Annotated in this window: 19 protein-coding genes; 9 read left to right on the top strand and 10 right to left on the bottom strand. The window is 71.3% G+C overall.

Translation table 11 applies throughout. The features are described 5' to 3' along the window. Positions 1-35 precede the first annotated feature (35 nt). Complete coding sequence (locus tag AB0C03_RS24840) at positions 36-581, bottom strand: CGNR zinc finger domain-containing protein (RefSeq protein ID WP_030330660.1); 546 nt, start codon at positions 579-581, stop codon at positions 36-38. A 45-nt stretch (positions 582-626) separates the two neighbouring features. On the opposite strand from AB0C03_RS24840, the gene AB0C03_RS24835 reads away from it, so the two are divergent. Continuing rightward, positions 627-1,868, top strand: a complete 1,242-nt coding sequence (locus AB0C03_RS24835; protein ID WP_156057434.1) for an MFS transporter — start codon at positions 627-629, stop codon at positions 1,866-1,868. Positions 1,869-1,948: 80 nt separating this feature from the next. Beyond that, entirely contained in the window at positions 1,949-3,982 is a 2,034-nt protein-coding gene (locus tag AB0C03_RS24830; protein ID WP_357639096.1) for a hypothetical protein, read from the top strand. A 70-nt stretch (positions 3,983-4,052) separates the two neighbouring features. Here the strand turns inward: AB0C03_RS24830 and AB0C03_RS24825 are convergent, their stop codons facing one another. Continuing rightward, complete coding sequence (locus AB0C03_RS24825; protein WP_051708298.1) at positions 4,053-4,469, bottom strand: hypothetical protein; 417 nt, start codon at positions 4,467-4,469, stop codon at positions 4,053-4,055. Between the two features lie 138 nt (positions 4,470-4,607). On the opposite strand from AB0C03_RS24825, the gene AB0C03_RS24820 reads away from it, so the two are divergent. The 4 genes from AB0C03_RS24820 (at position 4,608) to AB0C03_RS24805 (ending at position 8,543) form a co-directional block, all read left to right on the top strand. Next, positions 4,608-5,633 carry an NBR1-Ig-like domain-containing protein gene (locus AB0C03_RS24820; protein WP_357639094.1) on the top strand — a complete coding sequence of 342 codons (1,026 nt, stop codon included), beginning with the start codon at positions 4,608-4,610 and terminating at the stop codon, positions 5,631-5,633. Positions 5,634-5,832: 199 nt separating this feature from the next. Then, positions 5,833-6,696 carry a peptidoglycan-binding domain-containing protein gene (locus AB0C03_RS24815; protein WP_357639092.1) on the top strand — a complete coding sequence of 288 codons (864 nt, stop codon included), beginning with the start codon at positions 5,833-5,835 and terminating at the stop codon, positions 6,694-6,696. A 32-nt stretch (positions 6,697-6,728) separates the two neighbouring features. Then, the gene (locus AB0C03_RS24810; RefSeq protein WP_030330650.1) at positions 6,729-7,613 is read left to right on the top strand and encodes a peptidase inhibitor family I36 protein; all 885 of its coding nucleotides are present in this window, start codon (positions 6,729-6,731) and stop codon (positions 7,611-7,613) included. A 6-nt stretch (positions 7,614-7,619) separates the two neighbouring features. Then, positions 7,620-8,543, top strand: coding sequence for a peptidase inhibitor family I36 protein (locus AB0C03_RS24805; RefSeq protein WP_156057432.1), 924 nt, complete (start codon positions 7,620-7,622; stop codon positions 8,541-8,543). Positions 8,544-8,602: 59 nt separating this feature from the next. Here AB0C03_RS24805 and AB0C03_RS24800 read toward each other — a convergent pair whose 3' ends face one another. The 3 genes from AB0C03_RS24800 to AB0C03_RS24790 are packed head-to-tail and all read right to left on the bottom strand — an operon-like array spanning position 8,603 to position 14,241. Then, positions 8,603-11,470 (bottom strand): FAD-binding and (Fe-S)-binding domain-containing protein, encoded by a 2,868-nt coding sequence (locus AB0C03_RS24800; protein ID WP_357639089.1) that lies wholly within the window; start codon positions 11,468-11,470, stop codon positions 8,603-8,605. Between the two features lie 27 nt (positions 11,471-11,497). Next, a complete protein-coding gene (locus tag AB0C03_RS24795; protein ID WP_357639087.1) occupies positions 11,498-12,670 on the bottom strand; it encodes an anhydro-N-acetylmuramic acid kinase in 1,173 nt (390 codons plus the stop codon). 11 nt (positions 12,671-12,681) lie between these two features. Next, positions 12,682-14,241, bottom strand: a complete 1,560-nt coding sequence (locus AB0C03_RS24790; protein ID WP_030330642.1) for a sodium:solute symporter — start codon at positions 14,239-14,241, stop codon at positions 12,682-12,684. Positions 14,242-14,502: 261 nt separating this feature from the next. Between AB0C03_RS24790 and murQ the strand changes: the two genes are divergently transcribed. After that, positions 14,503-15,396 carry an N-acetylmuramic acid 6-phosphate etherase gene (gene murQ / locus AB0C03_RS24785; RefSeq protein ID WP_030330640.1) on the top strand — a complete coding sequence of 298 codons (894 nt, stop codon included), beginning with the start codon at positions 14,503-14,505 and terminating at the stop codon, positions 15,394-15,396. Positions 15,397-15,499: 103 nt separating this feature from the next. Here the strand turns inward: murQ and AB0C03_RS24780 are convergent, their stop codons facing one another. From AB0C03_RS24780 to AB0C03_RS24765, 4 genes are all read right to left on the bottom strand, one after another. Beyond that, entirely contained in the window at positions 15,500-15,784 is a 285-nt protein-coding gene (locus AB0C03_RS24780; RefSeq protein WP_030330638.1) for a hypothetical protein, read from the bottom strand. A gap of 46 nt (positions 15,785-15,830) precedes the next feature. After that, complete coding sequence (locus AB0C03_RS24775; protein WP_357639084.1) at positions 15,831-16,004, bottom strand: hypothetical protein; 174 nt, start codon at positions 16,002-16,004, stop codon at positions 15,831-15,833. Positions 16,005-16,778: 774 nt separating this feature from the next. Then, entirely contained in the window at positions 16,779-18,017 is a 1,239-nt protein-coding gene (locus AB0C03_RS24770) for an MFS transporter (RefSeq protein ID WP_357639082.1), read from the bottom strand. A gap of 74 nt (positions 18,018-18,091) precedes the next feature. Then, entirely contained in the window at positions 18,092-18,730 is a 639-nt protein-coding gene (locus AB0C03_RS24765) for a DNA alkylation repair protein (protein WP_210857774.1), read from the bottom strand. A gap of 216 nt (positions 18,731-18,946) precedes the next feature. On the opposite strand from AB0C03_RS24765, the gene AB0C03_RS24760 reads away from it, so the two are divergent. Next, positions 18,947-19,660 carry an alpha/beta fold hydrolase gene (locus AB0C03_RS24760; protein WP_357639080.1) on the top strand — a complete coding sequence of 238 codons (714 nt, stop codon included), beginning with the start codon at positions 18,947-18,949 and terminating at the stop codon, positions 19,658-19,660. Between the two features lie 68 nt (positions 19,661-19,728). On the opposite strand, the gene AB0C03_RS24755 is transcribed toward AB0C03_RS24760, so the two are convergent. Further along, positions 19,729-21,612 (bottom strand): alpha/beta hydrolase-fold protein, encoded by a 1,884-nt coding sequence (locus tag AB0C03_RS24755; RefSeq protein ID WP_357639078.1) that lies wholly within the window; start codon positions 21,610-21,612, stop codon positions 19,729-19,731. A 237-nt stretch (positions 21,613-21,849) separates the two neighbouring features. On the opposite strand from AB0C03_RS24755, the gene AB0C03_RS24750 reads away from it, so the two are divergent. Further along, positions 21,850-22,242 carry a YybH family protein gene (locus tag AB0C03_RS24750; protein ID WP_357639076.1) on the top strand — a complete coding sequence of 131 codons (393 nt, stop codon included), beginning with the start codon at positions 21,850-21,852 and terminating at the stop codon, positions 22,240-22,242. Positions 22,243-22,347: the final 105 nt, after the last annotated feature.

The following is a 22,347-nucleotide window of genomic DNA, read 5'->3' as shown; positions in this document are numbered from 1 at the left end:
TCGGGGTGCCGGCCACGACCGTGAGTCTGTTGTCCTCATGGTGCCGGGGTGCGCCGTCGCTGGCGGTACGCGGCCGCCTTGGCGCGGTCTCCACAGCCGCGCATGCCGCACCAGCGCCGCCGCGCGCCGCGCGACCGGTCGACGAACGCTCGGGTGCAGTGCTCGTCGGCGCACCAGCGGAGGGTCAGGCGGTCGCGACTGGCGTGCAACTCCAGGCAGTCGCGCGCCAGGACCGCCAGGACGGCGGCCAGGTCGCCGTCGCGGTGCACCCCGTCGGCCTCAAGGCGCAGCGCGGGTAGCGGCTTCGCGGCGGCTGCATTGACCAGCTCGCGGTCTGTCGGGATCGGCCCGGTGCCGTTGATCAGGGTTTGGACCAGGCGGAACATCGCCTCTCGCAGCGCCTTGGCGTGGCTCAGCCCGGCGTCGTCCACAGCGGGCGGTCGTTCGACGATGCCGGCCTGGACGGCCCAATCCGCTACGTCTCGCGGAGCGGCCAACTGCTCGACATCGGTGTGCCCACGCTCGGCGAGCGTGGGGAGGAAGTCCAGTACCGGCCGATCGGCGATGAACTCGAACCTCACGTCACCATATTGACCGGTGACGTGATGCGATGCAAGAGTGATGCGATGGCATCACCGGTTGAACGGGTGACGAGAGCGGGTTCCGGTAGCCGTCGGGACAACGCTCGACTGGTCCGGTACCTGACCGCGGCGCTGCTGGCGCGTACCGCCGACGAAGGCGCACGTGTGGCGCTGGTGATCCTCGCCCTGGACCGAACCGGCAGCGCGGCCGTCGGCGGAACGTTGGTCGCCACCCTGCTCCTCCCACACGTCGTGGCTGCGCCCCTGGTCGGTGCGCTGGTCGACCGCGCGCGACGGCCGGCGGTCGTGCTCGCCGGCGCGATCGCCGTCTTCGCCGCCGGCCTCGCCGCCCCGGTCGCGATGCTCGGCCATGCGCCGCTGTGGCAGACCTGCCTCGTCCTCGCGATCGCGGGGTGCTGCGGACCCGCGCTGACCGGCGGACTGACCAGCCGACTGGCGGCACTGGCCGGACCCGGACAGGAGGCTCGCGCCTTCGCGCTGGACTCGTTGTCCTACAGCGTCGCCGGCATGCTCGGGCCGGCCACGGTGGGGCTGCTGGCGGCGGCCGATCCCGGCGCCGGCGTTCTCGCGCTCACGGTGGCCGCCGGGCTCGGCGCCCTCGGCGTCACATCCCTGCGCCTGGTCGCCTCCACCACGACGGAGCGGACACGAGCCGCCGGCCTGTTCGACGGTGCCCGCGCGATCGCCCGGATCCCGGACCTGCGAACGATCACCCTCACCACCAGCTTCGGTCAACTGGGCCTCGGTGGTCTGGCTGTCGTGGCCACCACCCTTGCTGCCGCTGCACAGCAACCGACCCAAGCCGGGCTGCTCCTCAGCGTGACCGCCGGTGGCGCATTGGTGGGATCGCTGCTCTGGGCATGGCGGCCGCTGCCCGCCCGCCACGCACCCCGGGTGACAGTCTGGGCGATGGCCGCGGTCGGCGTACCGCTCGCGTTGGCCGCCGCTGTGCACTCCCTACCACTGGCCGCAGCGCTGTTCGCGCTGTCGGGTCTCTGCACTGGACCGCTCGGCGCAGCGCTGTTCCTGGCCCGGAATCAGTTGGCCGACGAGACGATCCGCACTCAGGTCTTCACCATCGGCGCCGGGTTGAAGGTGGCGGCCTCGGCGATCGGGGCCGGGCTCCTGGGCCTCGCCGCCCCCCTCTCGGCGAGCGCCCAACTGCTGCTGGTCGCCGCCTTCCCGATCGTCGCGGGGATCGCGGGCGGCCTGCTGGTGCGGCGCCGCCCGCAATTGTGTGCGAGCGGACTCATCGACCCTTGCTGAGTTTCTTTCACAAGCGTAGGAAGAACACCACCACCGTCAGCCCCGCATCGGTCCGCCGTCCAGCGTCGAAGGAGATGCCTGTGACCACCCCCAGAGGGCTCCGTCTCGCCGTGTCCGTGCTGGTGACCGCGGGCGCGGTCCTGCTCGGCACGGCGGCCCCCGCGGCACCGCCGACGGCACCCGCACCGGCCGGGCACCCGTCCTGCGACCCGATCGACCCGACCGCCTGCCTGCTGCCGTTCCCGAACGACTACTTCACCGTTCCGGACCGGAGCAGCCCCACCGGCAAACGGGTACGGTTCGCCGCCGCCGCGATGCCCGCCAACGTGCAGGGAACCCCCATCGACCCGACGGAGTGGAACCGGCAGGACGGATTCAGCCCGGGCTCGCCGATCCTGGTGCGCGTACCCGGTCTCGACGCCACCGCGAGCGGTATCGCCCCGGTCACCGACATCGGCCGTTCGCTGGCACCGGACGCCCCGATCGTGCTGCTCAACGCCCGGACCGGCACACGCACGCCGTACTGGGCAGAGCTGGACGCGCACGCCGTCGGCCAGCCCGACCGGCAGCTGCTGATCATCCGGCCGGCGGTGGCGCTGGCCGAGGGCACCCGCTACGTGGTCGGGCTGCGGGGCCTGCGCGACGGAAACGGGGCCCCGATCCGAGCGCCGAAGGCGTTCACGGCGTACGTGACGGGTGCCGGCGTCACACACCGCGACCCCCGGGCGCCGCAGATGCGCAGGATCCTCACCGATCTGACCCGGAGCGGCGTCAACCGGCACAGCCTCTACCTGGCCTGGGACTTCACGGTGGCCAGCCGGCACGGGCTGACCGGCCGGATGCTGGCGGTCCGCGACGACGCGTTCGCCGACCTCGGCCGGGCTGTCCCGTCGGTCACCGTCACCCAGGTGACCGACTACCGGCCGGAGCAGGACCCGCTGATCGCCCGGCAGGTCAGCGGCACCATCGGCGTGCCGTCCTATCTGACCGGCGACGGCGGCCCCGGCTCCCGGTTGCACTACGGCCCGGCCGGCGGCGCCGGGACACCGCCCACGCCCAACGCCCTGCCCACGCCGTCGGGCACGACACTGGCGGCGGACTTCGTCTGCAACATCCCGCGCAGCGCCTCGGCCGCGAAGCCGGCGCACCTCTCGCTGTACGGCCACGGGCTGCTCGGCCGGCCGACCGAGATCAACGCCGGCAACGTCAAGACGATGTCGAACACCCACAACTTCACCTTCTGCGCGACCAGTTGGATCGGCATGGCCGCCGCCGACGTTCCCTATGTGGCCGGCGCCTTCACCGACCTCAGCGCCTTTCCCGCGGTGGCCGACCGGTTGCAGCAGAGCTTCCTGAACTTCCTCTTCCTGGGCCGCGCGATGATCCACCCCAGCGGCTTCGCCGCCCACCCGGCGTTCCGGGACGCCGCCGCCCGACCGCTGATCGATCGCGGTGGCGGGCTGCACTACGACGGCAACAGCCAGGGCGGCATCAACGGCGGCGCGCTCACCGCCATCGCCCAGGACTGGACCCGGTCGGTGCTCGGCGTGCCGGCGATGAACTACTCCACGCTGCTGCAACGCAGTGTGGACTTCGCGCCGTTCCAGAGCGTGCTGGACGGCTACTACCCGGACACTGTCGACCAGCAGCTCATTCTCGCGCTGCTGCAGATGCTGTGGGACCGGTCCGAGGCCAACGGGTACGCCCAGCACCTGACCGACCAGCCCCTACCGCGCACCCCCGCCCACCAGGTGCTGATGCACGTGGCCTTCGGCGACCAGCAGGTGTCACCCGCCGCTGCGGAGGTGCAGGCGCGCACCATCGGCGCTCGGCTGCACACCCCCGCGCTCGCCGACGGCTGGTCACTGGACGTGCACCCGTACTGGGGTATCGCGCCGATCCGCCGCTACCCGTACACCGGATCGGCAATGGTGATCTGGAACAGCGGCGCGGCCCAGGCGCCACCGCCGACCAACCTCGCCCCGGCCGGGCCCGAGTTCGGCGACGATCCGCACGAGTTCCCCCGCGCCCAGATCGGGGCCCAGAAACAGAAGGCGGTCTTCCTGCTCACCGGCACTGTCATCGACGTCTGCGCGCGGACCCCCTGCCCCTGACCCGGACATCGTGACCCGGTGGGGCGCTGGACCGGCCAGCACCCCACCGGGGTACGTCGGACTCGTCAGGTCAGCAGCGCACCTCGGTCTCCTTCTGCGCCACGTCCGAGATGCCGCCGAGGGCGCGGGTGCACACCGACAGCGTGTTCGCGCCCAGCGACCAGACCTCCGGGCCGCTGGAGCACTGCAGGTCGCGCAGCGTGCTTCCGGTCACGATGGAGGTGCACACCTGGTACGCGCCGTGGCTGGCCCGGTACTGCTGCCACACGTACGTGTAGGCGTAGTTCTTACCGCAGCCCTTGTACTGCTTGACCGATGCCGCGGTCTGACCGCCGACGGTGACGTACGCCGTCGCACCGATCTGCACCGAGCCCGCACAGCGCGGGTTGGTTTCGGCGTGCGCGGGTCCGGCGAACGCCAGCGTCGCGGGCAGAGCCAGACCGGCGGCCGCGAGGATGCGTACGCCACGTCGGATATGGCTTTTCATCGGGTGACCTCCTTCAATGCACCGGGGCGTCGCCCGCCGGTGTCGTCGATGCACCACATTGATGGCGGCCACCGCCCGTTCGGTACCCTCTGACACGCTCTGACAACGCCTGACAACGTCGTCTGACATGGGGGAGTGATGAAGGACCAACGTGCTGCCACGGAGTCGACTCAGGACAGACGGGCCGCCGAGCGGTTCGCCGAACAGCTACGGGCCCTGCGGGCCGAGGCGGGCGACCCGTCGTTCCGGAAGATGGCGGGGCGCTCGGGCCGGATCTCGCACACCACGCTGCACGAGGCGGCCTCCGGAACCAGGTTCCCCTCCTGGGAGACCGTCCGGGAGTTCGTGCGAGCCTGCGAGGCGGACGAGGTCCAGTGGCGGCGTCGATGGGAGGACGCACAGCTCCCCGGGACGGTCCCCGGCATCGCGGACGCCGAGGTGGCACCGATCGGCACCGCTTCCCCGGCCGGCGTCGACACCCCGCCCGCCACCGCTGACAAGCAGCCCGACACCAGGGTCGACGCCCCGCAGACCCACCGGCCCGTCGTCTCCGGCGTCCCCGTGACGCCGCCCGGGGATCGGGGCACGCTGGTCATCACGGGCTACCCGCGGACCGACGAGGAGGTGGTGGGTGCGCGGCGGCACCGGCTGCCGTGGCTCGCCGCCGCCTCGGTCGTGCTGGTGGTGGCGATGGTTGCCGTCGTGGGTGTCATCGTCCGCGACAAGTCCCGGGACGACCCCGGTGCCGTGGCCGCGTCGCCCGCACCGCCGACGTCGCCCTCCGAGTCAGCGTTCTCGGACTCGCTGATCCCCGGCGACTCCAGCAAGTTCATCTCCGACGTGACCATCCCCGACGGCACCCGGGTGCGGGTGAACTCCCAGTTCGTCAAGGTGTGGGCCCTCAAGAACGTGGGGAAGGTCGCCTGGCACAACCGTTTCCTCGCCCGGACCAACCCGACCGCCGACGCCGACGGTTGCCAGGTGCCGGACCGGGTGGCGATCGGTGACACGCCTCCCGACGAGCAGGTGATGATCAGTGTTCAGGTCACCGCACCGAGCCGCCCCGGGAAGTGCTGGGTCAGTTGGAAGATGGTCGACGAGAACGGGCAGGAGTTCTTCCCCACCCGCCGGCCGGTGTACTTCATGGTCACCGTCATCGCCTGAGCGCACCCCCGGTCGCCGGTGTCAGCGCACGATCAGCCGGTGTCAGCCCCGGTGCCGCCGAAGCTGACAACACCACATCCGTCGAGGTCGATGACCATCTGACGGATCTGACAGGACGGCGGGGGTACCGAACAGCAGGTCGATTCTCGCAAGGTGATGTCCGTTCCGAACGACTCACCAACCGCGAGGAGAATCGACAGTGCGTCGTCAGTGGTTGTCCGTCGGGCTCGCCGCGCTCTGCGTGGCCGTCGGGGTCCCGGCCCACGCGTGGGCCGCCACATCCGGCACCACCGCGCAGCGAACCGTCACCACGGCCGTGCGGCCAGTCGTGGACATGGAAGCCACCGTCCTGGCCGCCCAGATCGACCCCCGTCGGCCCGACAACACCCTCACCCCGGGCGCGAAGAGCTCCGTGCTCGCCGTCGAGCAGGCGTTGCAGGCGCAGGGCCTGCTGAACGCGCAGTGGGTCGACGGCTACTTCGGCACCGTGACCATCTCGGCGTACGCCGCGTACCAACGCACGCTCGGCTACACCGGGCTGGCCGCGAACGGGCTGCCCGGCACGACGTCGCTGACGAAGCTCGGGCAGAACCGCTACACCGTCGTCAACACGATCGGCCCGGGCGCGAAGGTCCCGCGCGACGGGTACGTCGTCAACGCCCGTACCCAGGCGATGCTGGCGCAGGCGCAGCGGCTGCTCGGCTACCCCCTGGTGCTCGACCAGGGCTCGTACAACCCCGGCGGCGACCCCACCTCGGCCGGTACGCACGACGGCGGGGGTGTGGTGGACATCGCGGTCACCGGCATGACCGCGGCCAGGCGCACCGCAGTTGCCCGGGCCCTGCGCCAGGTCGGCTTCGCCGCCTGGGTCCGCAACCCGGATCAGGGCGACTGGCCGTGGCACATCCACGCCACCGCGATCAACGACACGGACCTGTCCAGTCAGGCGCAGCACCAGGTCGGCGACTACTACCTGGGCCTGAACGGTCTGGCCAACCAGGGTCCGGACGACGGCCCCCAGGTCCCGATCAGGACCTGGGAGCAGTACCAGCGCGGGCAGTGACCCGCACCCCTCACCAATTCTGAAAGGACACCATGAACATCCGGAAGAGCCTTGCGGCCGTCGGCGTCGCGCTGGCCGCGACCACATCGATCCTCAGCGTCGGATCGCCCGCGTCGGCGGCGGCCCGAGACGGGGTCTGCGAGAGCGGCGAGTTCTGCTACTACTACAACAGCGACAACGCGGGGTCGGTCTCGGACTTCACCGGCTCGCTCGACGACTACGGCACCGAGCAGCCCTCGTGCTACGACTTCAAGGGCGCCGGCGCTGGCAAGGGCCTGTGCATCAAGAACGAGGCCGCCTCGGTCTGGAACCGCAGCACCAAGACCGTGCGCGTCTACTACAACAGCGGCTACGCCGGTTCCTACCAGGACTTCGCGGCCGGCGCGAAGGGCAACCTCAACGCCACGCTGAAGAACAACAACGCCTCGCACGAGTTCTCGCCGTCGACGCGCACGAACCTGTCGTACGCGCTGTACCAGGCCAGCGGCGGCTCGGTCACCTGCGCCTTCGACGGTTACACCACCACGCCCGGCCGGCACGAGGGCATCGACATCGCCCGCAGCGTCGGCTCGGACGTGCGTGCCCTGGTCTCCGGAACTGTCACCTACGTGGCGCGGGGCGCCACCGGCAGCGGCGGTCTGTCCACGATCTCCGTCTACAACTCCTCGCTCAACAAGACGGTGATCTACCTGCACACCGCGCCGAGGTCCGGGGTGAGCGTGGGCGACGCCATCAGCAAGGGCCAGATCATCGCCGACGAGTCGTGGCACGGGGTGTCCTCCAGCTCGGGCGCGCACACCCACGTCGAGGTCCGGGCCGGCCGGCAGACCCACGCGGCCGTCAGCGTCGGCGACCCCACCCTGGACAACGCCGACCCGACCGCGTTCTGGAACTCCCAGGGCTACAACGAGAGGTAGGACGCCGTGAATTTTCGCAAGGGCCTCGCCGTCGTCGGCGCCGTCCTCGCCATGTCCACCTCCATCCTGAGTGTCGCCTCGCCGGCAGCGGCGGCGGGACGGGACGGAACCTGCGACAGCGGCGAGTTCTGCTACTACTACAACAGCGACCAGGCCGGCTCGGTCTCCGACTTCACCGACTCGCTCGATGATTACGGCACGACCCAGCCGACCTGCTACGACTTCAAGGGCGCGGGCAGCGGCAAGGGCCTGTGCGTGAAGAACAACGCCGCGTCGGTGTGGAACCGGACCGGCAAGACGGTGCGGGTCTACTTCAACAGCAACTTCGCCGGTTCCTACCAGGACTTCGCAGCCGGCGCTATGGCAAACCTCAACGCCACGCTGAAGAACAACAACGCCTCGCACGAGTTGGTGAGCGGGGCGACGGGCTGTAGCACCGACGGCACCAACACCAAGCTGCCGAGCACGATCCTCGTGTACCGGGTCAGCCTCGGGCGCGTCGATCGGGTCGACTTCAAGACGTACGTCAAGAACGTCCTCCCGAACGAGTGGATCACGAGCTGGCCGGCCGCCTCGCTGGACGCCGGTGCGATGGCCGTCAAGAGCTACGGCTGGTACTGGGCGTTGCACTCGACCCGGAAGACGTCCGGTGGACAGTGCTACGACGTCCGGGACGACACCGGCGACCAGGTCTACCGGCCGTCGACGGCAGTCTCGTCCACGTCCGCCGCTGTGGACCGGACCTGGTCGGCCCGGATGACCCGCAACGGCAACATCCTGCGGGCGCACTACTGCGCGACGACGACCGCGTGCGGTGGCTGGGTCGACGGGGACTGGTTGTCGCAGTACGGCTCGCGTGACCTCGCCAACCAGGGCAAGACCTACCAGGCGATCCTGCGCTACTACTACAGCGACATCGCCCTGTCCTGAGATCACGTACCAACCGCGCCGCCCGCCGCAGTTCGCGGCGGGCGGCGTGCGCGTGCCGGTTACGCCGGCGGCTCGACGGCCTCGACGAGAATTTCCAGCACGTGCCGGTACGACTGCCCGGTGGCCCGGCTCATGCCCAGCTCGCAGGTGCGGTTGCTGGAGGCGTACGCGTCGTGGCCGCGCTGGTTGATCTCGGTGGCCTGCGCCGCCGTGGCACCGGCAGTGACCTCGGGGTGCAGCAGCCCCCGGTCACCGGCGAAGGCGCAGCACCCCCAGCTGTCCGGCACGGTGACGGTGTCGGCGACCGCCCGGGCCACGGTGCGCAGGTCGTCGATGCCGTCCAGGTGCACAGTGGAGCAGGTGGGGTGCAGGGCCAGCGAGCGCAGTCGCCGGGGCTGCGGCAGCGCCGGCAGGAGGTGCTCGGCGGTGAAGCTCACGCTGTCGACGACGCGCAGGCCGGCGTAGCGGGCCCGATCCTCCTCGGCCAGCGCGGCGGTCAGCTGTGTGAGCCCGTGCGTGCAGGACGACGCGTCGCAGACGACGGGCAACCGGCCCTCGTCGCTGGCCGCCCAGAGCGCGGCCAGGGTCCGTTCGGCCATCGCCCGGTGCCCGGCGGGGTAGCCCTTGGACTGCCACGGGGTTCCGCAGCACAGGCCCGCTGTTCCGGTCGGTACGACCAGCGGGACTCCGGCCAGTTCGCAGAGGCGCAGGAACGCCGTAGCCGCTCCGCCGGACCGGCCGTCCTCGGGAGCGAAGAGGCTGCCGACGCAGGCCGCGAAGAACACCGCCCGGGCGTCCGGCTCGCTGCGGGGCGCGGGGCGGGGCGCACCGGCGCGCGGCATGTCGTCGCTCCACAGCGGCATGAGTTCGGTCCCGCCGAGCCCTCGGATCACCCCGGTGGCGGCGCGGGTCAGCGGCGCCGGTACGGCGTGCGCGGCGGTCAGTCCCACCCGGACGCCCGTCACGGCGGCCTGCCAGTGCCGTGCGGCGGTGCGGGCGGTGCGCTGGGCGCGTGGGCTGTGCCGCTCGGCGCGCAGCCGCTTCATCGCCGCCCCGGTGTCGATGCCGACCGGGCAGGCGGTGACGCAGAGGCTGTCGGCGGCGCAGCTGTCCACAGCTGCGTACGTGTAGTCGGCGGTGAGTTCCCGGCGGCGTTCCTCGTCGCCGGCGGCGGTGGCGAGGGCGATCTGTCGTTGCAGGACGATGCGCTGCCGGGGGGTGGTGGTGACGTCGGCGGTGGGGCAGACCGGCTCGCAGTAGCCACACTCGACGCAGGCGTCCAGCTCGGGGTCGACGGTCGGCACGGCCTTGAGCTGCCGCAGGTGCACTGTCGGGTCGTCGTTGAGCAGGACGCCGGGGTTGAGCAGGTCGGTCGGGTCGCACAACCGCTTCAGCTCGCGCATCACGTCGTACAGCTCGTCGCCGTACTGCCGCCGGACGAAGGGTGCCATGGCCCGGCCGGTGCCGTGCTCGGCCTTGAGGGTGCCCCCTTCGGCCAGCACCAGGTCGACCATGTCGTCGGTGAACCGGGCGTAGCGCTCGATCTCGGCAGCGGTGTCGAAGGACTGGGTGAGCATGAAGTGCAGGTTGCCGTCGCGGGCGTGCCCGAAGATCACCGCGTCCGGGTAGCCGTGCCTGTCGAACAGACGGATCAGCCCGTCGCAGGTGCCGGTCAGCCGTGGCATCGGCACCGCGATGTCCTCCAGCAGGGCGGTGGTGCCGGGCGGGCGGGCACCGGCGACGGCGGTGTAGAGGCCCTTGCGCAGGTGCCAGAGCTGGGCCCGTTCGCGCGGGTCGCGGGTCAGCTCGGTGCCCGCGACGGCCGGCAGCCGGTCGAGCACTACCCGGGCGTCGGCCAGCGTCGCGGCCAGCCGCTCCGCGCTCTCCTCGGTGAACTCGACCAGCAGCGCGGCGTGGCCGGTGACCGTCAGCCCGCGCAGGGCCGGGCTCGCACCCGCGTCGCGCTGGCTGACCCGCAGCGCTGCCGCGTCGAGCAGTTCGGCGGTACGGGCACCGGCGGCGAGCAGGGCGGGCAGCGCGTCGGTGGCGGCGGTGAGACCGGGCAGGATCAGCAGGCCGGTGGCGGCGTGGTCGTGGATCTCGACGGTCCGGAAGACGGCCTCGGCCACGAAACCGAGCGTGCCCTCGCTGCCGATCATCAGGTGGGCGAGCATCTCGACCGGGCTGTCGTGGTCGAGCAGCGAGTTCAGCCCGTACCCCATGGTGTTCTTCATGGCGAACAGCCGCTCGACGGTGGCGCGCGACTGCGGCGTCGAGCGCACCCGGTCGCGCAGCCGCAGCAACCCGGCGTGCAGCTCGGGCTCGTCGGTCCGCAGCCGGTCGTCGGCGTCGCGGGCGCCGGAGTCGACGACGGTGCCGGACGGGAGCACGAAGCGCAGCGATTCCATCGTCCGGTACGCGTTGTCGGTGGTGCCGCAGGTCATCCCGCTGGAGTTGTTGGCCACCATGCCACCGACGGTGCAGGCGGCTTCGCTGGCCGGGTCCGGGCCGAGCCGGCGTCGGTAGCGGGCCAGCCGGGCGTTGGCCTGCCGGATCGTCAGGCCGGGTTGCAGCCGGATGCGCCGGCCGTCGTCGAGGACCTCGGCGTGCCGCCAGTCGGTGCGGACGTCGACCAGCACGCCGGCGCCGCCGGCCTGCCCGGCGAGGCTGGTGCCACCGCCGCGCAGGGTCAACGGCACGCCTGCCTCCCGGGCGCCGGCCATCAACGCCCCGACCTCGGCCGCCGAGGCGGCGCGGACCACGGCCTGCGGTTCGAACAGGTACGGCGAGGCGTCGTGAGCCGCCGCCAGCCTCCGGGGCAGCTCGGCGCTGGCCCGGCTGGGATCATCGAGGCGCTCGCGCAGCAGTTCGGCGACCGCACGGGCGCGGACGCCGGCCGAAGTTGGCGCGGGTACGGCGGTGCTCATGGGCGATCCTCCCGGGCGAGGGGGCGGTCAGTCGGCGACGATCTGCAGCCGGTTGGGAGTGGTGCTGACCGGCGCGGGCAGCCGTAGCGGCTGCCGGCCGGGCGTGATGCTGCCGAGTACGGACGGGTGCCGCGCGCCGGTGCCCGAGCGCAGGGTGCCCGGCAGCCCGTGCACGGTCAGGTAGCCCAGCAGCGCGAAGGCCAACGCCTCCTTGGCGTCCGAGGCGATGCCCAGGTCGTCGCTCGACGACAGGTCGACGTCCGGCAGCTCGTCGGCGATCATGCGCATCAGCGTCGGATTGCGCGCCCCGCCGCCGGAGACGACGAGCCGGGTGACGCCGTGATCGCGGCAAGCGTCGGCCACCGTGACCGCCGTCAGTCGGGTGAGCGTGGCCAGCACGTCCTGCGGGTCCGGGGTGGGCGCGTCGGCGAGGGCGGCCAGCAGGTAGGGCGTGTGGAACAGCTCCTTGCCGGTGCTCTTCGGGCTGGGCAGCCGGTAGTACGGCTCGTCGAGCAGTCGCCGCAGCAGGGCCGGGTTCACCTGCCCGGCGGCCGCCCCGCGTCCGTCCCGGTCGTAGTGCTCGGTGCCTCCGCTGAAGTGGCGGGCGGCGGCGTCGAGGAGCGCGTTGGCCGGGCCGGTGTCGAAGGCGAGCGGGTCGGCGTCCGGCGCGACGACGGTGATGTTGGCGATGCCGCCCAGGTTCAGGGCGGCCGGGACGCCGGGCAGGCCGCCCAGCAGCAGCGCGTCGAAGAGGGCGACCAGGGGGGCACCCTGGCCGCCGGCGGCGACGTCGCGGCTGCGCAGGTCGGCCACCACCGCAAGACCGGTGGCCTCCGCGATCCAGGCCGGCTGACCCAGCTGGAGGGTGCCACGCACCGTGCCGTCCTCGACCCAGTGGTGCATGGTCTGCCCGTGCGAGACGAGCAGGTCGGCGTGGCCGTCGCAGAGTTCCGCGAGGGCCCGCACGCCAGCCTCGGCGAACGCCTGGCCGATGCCGGTGTCGAGTACGCAGATCGCCTCGGTGGTGGTCGGGGCGGGCGGCAGGGCGGCGGCGATCCGGGTGCGCAGCTGCTCGGGGTACGGGTGACTGAGCCGGCCCAGCGTTCGCATCCGCAGCGTGTCACCGCTGAGGTCGAGGTCGGCGGCGGCGGCTTCGATGCCGTCGTAGGAGGTTCCGGACATCAGGCCGATCACGCGCATCACGTCCTCCTTCAGGCCCGGCCGGCGGGCGCTGCCGTCTCGTCGACCTCGTCGGTGCGTCCATGGTCGTACGGCGTCTCCGGGGCCGGGTGGAACCGGCTCGACACCGCGCCGACGACCAGGGTGATCAGGACGCCGATCGGGACCAGCCACTGCGCGGCGATGGCGGTGGCGGTGGTGGTCCCGGCCGTCGTCACATCGATCTTGACGTAGCGGACGATGTAGGTCATCACCGCCACGGTGACCAGGAAGGCGATCACCGCGTCGACCTGGTTGGCCCGCTTGACCAGGCGGCCGAGCAGGAAGGCCCCGAGCAGTGCGCCGTAGGTGTAGCCGGCGATGGTCAGACCGGTCAGGTAGACGTTTCCGGTGCTGGAGCTGAACGCGCAGGCGAAGACCGCCATCAGCACCGCCCACACCAGGGTCATCACCCGGGCGAGCCGGAGCATCACGTCGTCCGACGGGACCGTGCGGAAGAAGCTGTGGATGAAGTCGGCGACGGTGGAGTTCGACATCGAGTTCAGTGCCGACGACAGCGAACCCATCGCGGCGCCGAGGATGCCGGCCACCAGCAGACCCGAGATGCCCACCGGCAGGGCGTGCAGGATGAAGCTCGGGTAGAGGTTGTCGCTACTGGCCAGGCCGAGCTCCTTGAAGCTCTGACCCTTGTTGTACGACCACAACAGCGCCCCGACCAGGGAGAACGCCGCGAACTGGATCACCACGAAGATGCCCGAGGAGATCATCGCCTGCTGCCCCTCGCGCAGCGTCCGGGTGGACAGGATGCGCTGGACGATCAGCTGGTCCGACCCGTGGCTGGCCATCGCGAAGATCGCGCCACCGATGATCGCGGTCGGCAGGGCGAACGGGCTGGTGAGCACGTGCGCGAGGTCGAAGTTGGTGTCGAAGAGCTGGAACTTGCCGGCGTCGAATGCCTGCGAGTAGCCGTCGAAGCCGACGGCGTGGCTGAGCACCGCGATGGCCAGGATCGCCCCACCCAGGTACAGCCCCATCTGGATGGCGTCGGTCCAGATGACCGCTTTGATGCCGCCGAGGTAGGTGTAGACCACCGTGATGAGCGTGAGCACGATGATGATGGCCTGGTAGCTGACGTTCAGCCCGAACTCGTCGAGGAGCAGCTTGATGGGGATGGCCGAGGCGAACAGCCGTACGCCCTCGGCGAGCAGGCGGGTGAAGACGAACGTCACCGACGCCAGACCCTGGAGTTTCAGGCCAAACCGCTCACCGAGGTACTGGTAGGCGCTGACGAACCCACCCCGCTTGTACAGCGGGATGAGCACCGCGGCCACGACGACCCGACCGATGACGTAACCCAGGGCCAGCTCGACGTTGCCGAAGCCCTGACCGCTGTAGGCGCCGCCGGGAACACTGATCACGGTCAGGACGCTGGTCTCGGTGGCGACCACGGAGAACGAGACGGTCCACCAGGGCAGTCGGCCCTCGCCGACGAAGTAGTCCTTGGCGGACTTCTGTTTGCCGGACAGGCGTAGTCCGACGAAGGCGATCACCACGAGGTACAGCACGATCACGACGAGGTCGAGTTGACGCACGGCTCGCTCCCAACCAGCGATTGTCAAGAAGTGACGTTGGACCAGGGTAACGCGAAACTTTTTGCCACCGCCCGGCCGGGCTGGTTACGCTGTGGTTTCAGCCTGCTGATACGGGGACTGTTCGCAGCTGCGCCGCGGCCTGGCCGTGGCGGCGGGTCGCGAGGACGCGCTCGACGACGAGCCGTCCCGGGCCGCCGGGCGACCGGAGATCCGCGCCCCGCCGGCCGGCGACTGCACACCAGCGAGAGGAACGAGCACCCCGTGGACCTCAGCACCCTCGGCACCGAGACCCGCAACGACAAGACCAGCGACCTCGACCGGATGTCTCCCACCGAGTTGCTTCTCGCGATGAACGACGAGGACCAGACGGTCGCCGAGGCCGTCCGCCGGGCCGTGCCGGACATCGCCGCCGCCGTCGACGTCATCGTGGCGTCGCTACGCCAGGGCGGACGGCTGATCTACCTCGGCGCGGGCACCAGCGGCCGGATCGGCATGCTCGACGCCGTCGAGATCCCACCCACCTTCGGCACCACGCCCGATCGGGTCGTCGGGCTGCTCGCCGGCGGGGCACGCGCCTTCGGTGTCGCCGTCGAGGGCGCCGAGGACGACCCGACCCGCGCCGTCGCCGACCTCGACGCGGTCGGCCTGACCGCCCGCGACACGGTGGTCGGGCTCGCCGCCAGCGGCCGTACCCCGTACGTGGTCGGCGGGTTGGACCACGCCCGCGCGCGCGGCGCGGCGACCGTCTCGGTGGCCTGCAACACCGACGCGGTGACCAGCCGGCACGCCGACGTCGCCATCGAGGTGCCCACCGGGCCCGAGGTGCTCACCGGCTCCACCCGGCTCAAGGCCGGCACCGCCGAGAAGCTGGTCTGCAACATGCTGTCGACCGCCGCGATGGCCCGGCTGGGCAAGGTCTACGGCAATCTGATGGTGGACATGAACGCCACCAACGAGAAGCTCGTCGACCGGGCCCGTCGGATCGTCGCCGAGGCCGCCGACACCGACCTGGACACCGCCGCGCGGGCGCTCGCGGCGGCGCGCGGGCACGCCAAGACGGCCATCGTGCTGCTGCTGGCGAACTGCACCGCCGAGGAGGCCGCGGCCCGGCTGCGCGACGCCGACGACGACGTCCGGGCGGCCGTCGCCGCCTGACCCGTCGGGAGGCCGGCCTTCGGCGGGGCGAGCTGTCCCGCGGCTGACCCGCTACCAGATCGACGAAGCGCCCCGTTCGTTGCGGACGGGGCGCTTCGTGGTGTCAGTGCTGCTGGGTGTCGGGAGCCGGCTGGTCCCCGTCCGCATCGTCTCCGGTGGCGCTGGCCAGCTCGATCCGGGGGGACCGGTCCGGCGGGAGGTGGGCGAAATCGGCGATGACGACGACATCCACCTCCCCGTCGATCATGCTCTGTTCGACGGTCTCCCACGGTGCCCGCACGGTTCCCGCGAATCGGTACGAGTGTCGGCGAAGGTGGCGGAGACACTTCGCGACGGCGGGCTCCGACGGCTCGATGTCGGCGGGGATCCAGATGACGGCGATTTCCATGAGTCTCTCCTGATCAACGTCGTGGACGTGAGTGGGCGATCAGGAGCTACCGGGGTGGGGGAGGACCCCGCTCCACCGGTAGACCGGTAGCGCGCAGGTCGACGGCGCTGACGGTGAACCCGGCCCGCAGCAGCGGGATGGATGGCGGAGCTTCGGCTGTCGACGGAGGTGGCTCGGCACCGCCGGTGCTGGTGGTGGCCGGCCCGGTGGCGAGCGCCACGACGAACACCGGCGGCCCCGGTGCGGGACGGGCCGGCGGGACGGGCCGCTCACCGGTGACGGTGGCCGTCGTTGGCCGCGCCCGATCCGACGCGCGGCCATCGGACCTGCCGTGGGCACCGCCCGGGGACACCGTCGACGGCGCCGACTGGTCAACGCGTACGGCAGTCGGGACCGGGGCGGCTGGCGTCGGCGTGGTGCGCGGCGACGAGGGGGCACGGGCCGGACGACGTGGCGCGGTGGTGGCCGGCCTGGCCGACACTGTCGGTACCGGCCTGGCCGACAGTGTCGGTACCGGCAGGGGCGGCGGCAGGGGCGGCGGTTCTATCGACGGCAGGGGCAGCGGGTCCGTGGACGGCAGGGGCAGCGGGACGGCAGTGGTCCGCACAGGCAGTGGGACATCCAGCTGCACCTCGACGACGTCGTCCACCGAAACCGAGAGGGCCTGCGGCGAGGTGGCGACCTCCAGCGGCGGGAGACGCGACGGTGACGGGCTGTCGGCGTGGGCGGGGCTGGCGCCCAGGGCCGCCCCGAGCGCCGCCGCCCCGAGCGCCATCGGGGGAAGGCTGTGCCTCAACCGCATCAGCCGGCGGCCGTCGGCAGCGACGTCGCCGGCCCTGCCCGGCCGGGCTCGCCGGTGCGGTGCCGCTGGTCGGGCAGGTACCCGTGCCGCAGTGTCGCTTGCCTCATGTGCGGGTTCTTGCCCCGGTGAACCGTTGGCTACACCTTCTGTCGATGTCCTGGCCGAGCACTGTGGACGGAGCGGGGGTGGGCTTCACACCCTGGCCTCGGTGGGGGCCGGCGCGCTGTCGAGTGGCAGGTCGCGCAGGCCGCGGATCGGCGTCGACAGGTAGATGATCGGGGACAGCACGGTGAGCGCCCCGAAGATCAGCAACGTGGTGCGGGCACCGAGCGGCCCGGCCAGGAGGCCGGCGAGCAGGCCACCGACCGGGATGGCGCCCCAGGAGACGAACTTGACGGTGGCGATCACCCGGGACAACAGCTCCGGTGGGCTGGCGAGCATCCGGTACGTGCGGGTGGTCACGCTGAGCACCACTGTGGAGCTGGCGAGGATGAGGTTTCCGGCCGCGAAGGCCAGGAATGCGGCGGTGCCGGTGCCCAGCGGGATGATGAGCGCGCCGGCCACGCCGACGAAGGCCGCGATGATCAGGCCGCGGGCGGTGCCGAACCGGTTGGTGAAGCGGGTCGTCAGCGCGGCGCCGATGAGTGTGCCGAGACCGTCGGTGGCGATCAGCAGCCCGACCAGGATCGGCGATGCGTGCAGCTCGCGCACCAGGTAGAACGGGAAGAGGGCCAGCATCGCGCCGCTGACGAAGTTCGTCGCGGTGGCGTCCCACATGGCTGGTCCGATGATCGGGTGTCGGAGCACGAAATGCCAGCCCTCGCGGATCATCGTGACCATCGGTGGTCGCTCGGCCGGTCGCTGCACCCGGCGAGCCGGCAGGGTGCGCAGCAACACCGCGGAGACCAGATAGCTGACGGCGTCCACGAAGAGCGTCGGCACCGCGCCCAGCACCGCCACCGCGAAGCCGCCCAGGGACGGCCCGCCCAGCGTGGTGGCGGCATGGGTGCCGGAGGTGAGGCTGTTGCGGGCCTGCAACTGCGCGGCCGGCACGATCTCCGGCAGGAACGTCTGGTTCGCCACGTCGAACAGCACGTTGGCGAAGCTCACCACCAGGGCGACAGCGATCAGCTGGGCCACGGTCAGCATGCCGAGCCACCAGGCCAGCGGGACCGACGCGATGGCGAGGGCCCGGACCAGGTCCAGGCCGACCTGCATGCCGCGCAGCGGCACGCGCTGCACGATCACCCCGGCCGGCAGGCTGATCAGCAGGTACGCCAGATAGCCCGCCGCGGTGATCAGACCCATCTCGAAGGCCGACGCGTGGAGCACGTTCAGCGCGGTCAGCGGTAGGGCCAGCGCGCCGACCGCCGAGCCGAGGTGGCTGGTCGTGCCGGCGACCCACCACCGCCAGAAGGTAGTAAGTCCCATAATGGAACTCACTATAGGGACGAGTGCCGGACGGCGTCGACCCCGTTCCGAGGGCTCGTCCGGGAAGGTGCTGTCTATCCCGCGCGGCGGACCATCTCGGTGATCCAGATCGGCGCGAACGGAGACGTGCAGCCGGGGGAGGTCGGGTAGTCCCTGAGCACCCCCAGGCGTTCGCCGATGTCGATCGCCCGAGCGCGGTGCTCGGCGTGCTCGATCCCGATCTGCGCCAGGCAGTGGTTCATCGCCCACTGGAGGCGATCCGGCGCGTCCGCCATCTCGGTCTCGATCACATCGAGCAGTCCCGGGAGGTCGAGACTCTCGGGACTCTTCGTCACGCGTTCGGTGGTCAGCGCCCACCCGGCGCTCGCGACCACGGGATCCGCGTCGGCGAACCAGGCCAGCCGCAGCTCGTCGGCGTGCCGGTTCTTCTTCACCACGTAGTTGACCAGCCAGTCGTGCACCTTCGGGGTGCGCGCCTCGCGCACCATGACGTCCAACTCGTCACTCGTGAACGCCCGGGGACGACAGATCAGGATCGCCAGCAGTCTCGCCGCGGACTCACCCGTCGCCCAGAGTTGGCGCGCGAGATCGTGCTGCGTCTTCAGCCGCTTCGCGAGCGCCCGAAGCGCGCCGAGGTTCACACCATGATCGTCACCGTGTCTGGCGTTCACCTCGCGTGCCCTCGGGTCCGCCAGCTCGGCCAGCTCGGCCATCACCTCGGCCACCGTCGCAGTGTTCGTCGTCGCCGCCACCGCAGCCTCCTGCCCATCGGGGTTGATGCAGCTTACGGCGCTGGCCCGCCGACCGACGCGTTCGGCAGGACCGGTGCAGGCCACCGGGACCGGACGTTTCACATTCGCGTGACGGGTATCCAGGCGTACCAGTGCGACCGGCGGTGAACAGCTTCACGGAGTGAGGGGGCACCAGTCATGCCTGATCCACAGCCCACCATCGTGCTCGTGCACGGGGCGTTCGCCGAGTCGGCGAGTTGGAACGGAGTGCTCGAGCGCATGGGCGCCGCGTACGACTCGGTGGCCGTCGCGAACCCGCTGCGCAGCGTCGCGGGCGACGCCGCGTACGTGCGGGACGTCGTACGCGGGATCGGTGGACCGGTCATCCTCGTCGGCCACTCGTACGGCGGCATGGTGATCACGCAGGCCGCGGCCGGCGACACCTCGGTGCGGGCCCTCGTGTACGTCAACGCCTTCGCCCCGGACACCGGGGAGTCGGCACTGTCGCTGTCGGGCAAGTTCCCCGGCAGCACCCTGGCCGACACGCTGGTGCAGTACCCGGTGTCGACGGGTGGCAACGAGGTGGCGATCGCCCAGGACCGGTACCACGCGCAGTTCTGCGCGGACGCGTCGGGCGACATGGCCGCGCTGATGGCCCGGACCCAGCGGCCGATCACCGAGCAGGCACTGGGGGACCAGCTCACCGGCGACCCTGCCTGGCGGTCGCTGCCCAGCTGGTTCGTGTTCGGGGACCTGGACAAGAACATCCCGGTCGAGGCGCACCGCTTCATGGCCGAGCGGGCCAACCCTCGGGGGCAGCGCGAGGTCGTCGGCGGGTCGCACGCGATGGCGGTGGCCGACCCGAGTGAGGTCGCCGAGTCGATCATCGAGGCGGTTCGGGGGGTGAGCTGACGGTCCGGACGCTCAGCTGACGGGGGGGGCCGACGCCGGAAGGCCGCCGGCCCACCCCGCCTGCTTGTCTAGCGGACCCGCAGCTGCTGGTGGACGGCCGCGGTGGGGGCGTGCACCGGGTCACCGGAGTAGGCGACGTGCACCGGGTACACCCCCGCGGACAGTCCGTCGGTCGGCAGGTCGACGACGGCCGCACCACCGCGCAGCGCCACCACGTGGGTCGCGCCGCCGAAGCTGACCGCGACCTCGCCGGTCACCGTCGGAGCCTTCGGGTGCGGCGACTGTGCCCGTACGTCGACGCGCAGTGTGAACGTGTCACCGCGAACGACCGAGGCAGGCGCGGCCTTCGCCTTCACCGTGACCCGTGCCGTGCCCGCCGGCACCACTGTGACCTGGGCCGAAGCGGACTTGGTCGGATCGACCACCGACGTGGCCACCACCGTGAGCGACGACGCGGTCTCCCCGGCGGCGACCGAGAGCAGGCCCGCCGCGGAGATGGTGGTGTCCGGGGAGGTCGCCCCCCGCACCGACCACGTCACCGCCGGGCTCACGCCCTCGTTGGTCGTCACCCGGGCGCGGAACTGCCTGGCCCAGTTCCACCCTGTCGTCAGGTTCACCGACGCGGGCGTCACCGACACCGAGTCCACCCCGGACCACAGGTGGTCCCGGGCGAAGATCGTGAACAGTTGGCCCGCCGTCATCCCGTCGTGCGCGCCGGGAACCTGGGCCGTCGCGGCGGCGTATCCCCGGGCCCGGAAGTTGTCAGCGATGGCGTTCTGGGTGTTGAGGTTGCCCTCGAAGACGCCGTTGCCGAGGAAGACGGAGAGGTCGTCGTCTCCCACCGCGTTGGCGATGGTGTCGTAGTCCCCGGTGGTGAGCGACGGGTTGCCGGAGAAGTGTCCGTAGAACCCGAAGGTGGTCGGGTAGTTCCTGATCACGACGCCGCCCGTCATTCCGCCGTACGAGAACCCGGCGTAGGCGCGCCCGGAGCGTTCGGTCGAGACGTGGTAGCGGCCCTCGATGAGGGGCAGGATCGTCTGGACCAGGTTGTTGGCCGCGTTGGTCTGGTTGTAGGAGGCGAAGCCGAGGCTGGTGCCCGTGAAGTGGTTGCCCATGGTGACGACCACTGTGGGCTCGATCTCGCCCTTGGCGATCATGTTGTCCAGGATGTTCGGGACGTTCGCGGGGACCATGAAGTCGGTCTCGTCGCCGAAGATGCCGTGCGCGAGGTACGCGACCTTGTACGGTTGCGCGCGGTTGGCGTCATAGCCGGCCGGCAGGTACACGCCGAGGTAGTGGCCGCTGTCGCCCAGGATCGTGGTGTACGGGATGTAGGTGACCGTGCCCCGCTTCGCGCGGTCGGCCACCGGCAACTCGTAGCCCGCGCGTTCCTTGAGCACCGGGTCGTTCTGCTTCTCGGCGTACGGCACGGACACGGCGTCGAGAACGTCGTTGTTCCTGACCCGGAACGAGGACTCGCCCGGGGGCCGCGGGTTCGTCGAGGCGGGATCCCAGATGCGCTTGTTCTCCCAGCCCTGGGTCGGGTCCCAGACCCGGTACCAGTAGCTGAGGCCTCCGGCGTGCAGCGGGACCGAGACCGACCAGTTCCCCTTCGGGTCTCTGGTCATGTCGCGGAGGAACTCGGTGCCGCCGGAGTGGTAGCGCCCCGGTTGCCACTGTTCCGGCTGGTAGCGCGTGGTGCCGGTGTTGACGTCGAGCAGGGTCAGGTCGCCGGCGAGGCGGACCTGGGTGGCGTGCGGGTTGCGGTAGACGAACGTGACGGTGTAGCCGGTGGGTGAGGTGCGGTCCGCCTTGACGGTCGCGCCCGGCGCGGGGGTGGGCCTGCCGGCGGCGGCAGCTGGCGCGGGGACGACGGCCCCCGCTCCGAGTGCCGTGAACGCGAGAATCGAGATCGCAAGCCGGAGCCTGCGTCTTCCGGTCGTTTCCCTCATGCGCGAAGACTCCTCTGTGGTCGCACGTCGCGGTCTGGTCCGGGCACTGGCAGTCGAGGGGTTTCGATGGACGCTAAATCGAATTAGCATCGGGAAGTCTGGCGGGGTATGCCGTTCGGTGTCAAGGTTTGCGGCGCCGACGCCGGGCTCGCGCCCCGCTCACCCGAGCATGCCCGCACCCCCGGCAGCCTGCGGGTTCGCCCGGCTGGCCGCCGCCGGGGTGGCAAGGTGAATTCCATGGACCGCACGCACGTCGAGGACTGGCTCGCCGCCTACGAGCGACTCTGGCGTACGCCGGGCACGGACGGCCTGGTCGGGCTCTTCACCGAGGACGCGAGCTACCAGCAGGGCCCGTACTGGACGCCGGTCGTCGGGCTGCCGGCCATCGCCCGGATGTGGGAGAAGCAGCGCAAGGGTCCCGACGAGGTGTTCCAGATGACCACGGAGATCGTCGCGGTCGAGGGTGACACCGCCGTGTCGCGCCAGGAGGTCCGCTACGGCGACCCGGTCGAGCAGGAGTACCGCGACCTGTGGGTCATCCGGTTCGCCGGCGACGGCCGGTGCCGGTCGTTCGAGGAGTGGCCGTTCTGGCCGGGGCAGCAGCCGGCCAGCTCTCCGGACGGGTCGTGACGTGGGAACGCGGCGCCCGTCGGGTGGTGTGCTCCGTCACGGCGGCGGGCATGGGCAGGACGTTGGGGTGCCGCGAGGCGACTGCTACAGTCGAGATTGTTGCGG

It is taken from the genome of Micromonospora parva (assembly GCF_040649675.1).
Classification (GTDB): domain Bacteria; phylum Actinomycetota; class Actinomycetes; order Mycobacteriales; family Micromonosporaceae; genus Micromonospora; species Micromonospora parva.
This window is presented reverse-complemented; position numbering and strand designations above follow the sequence as displayed.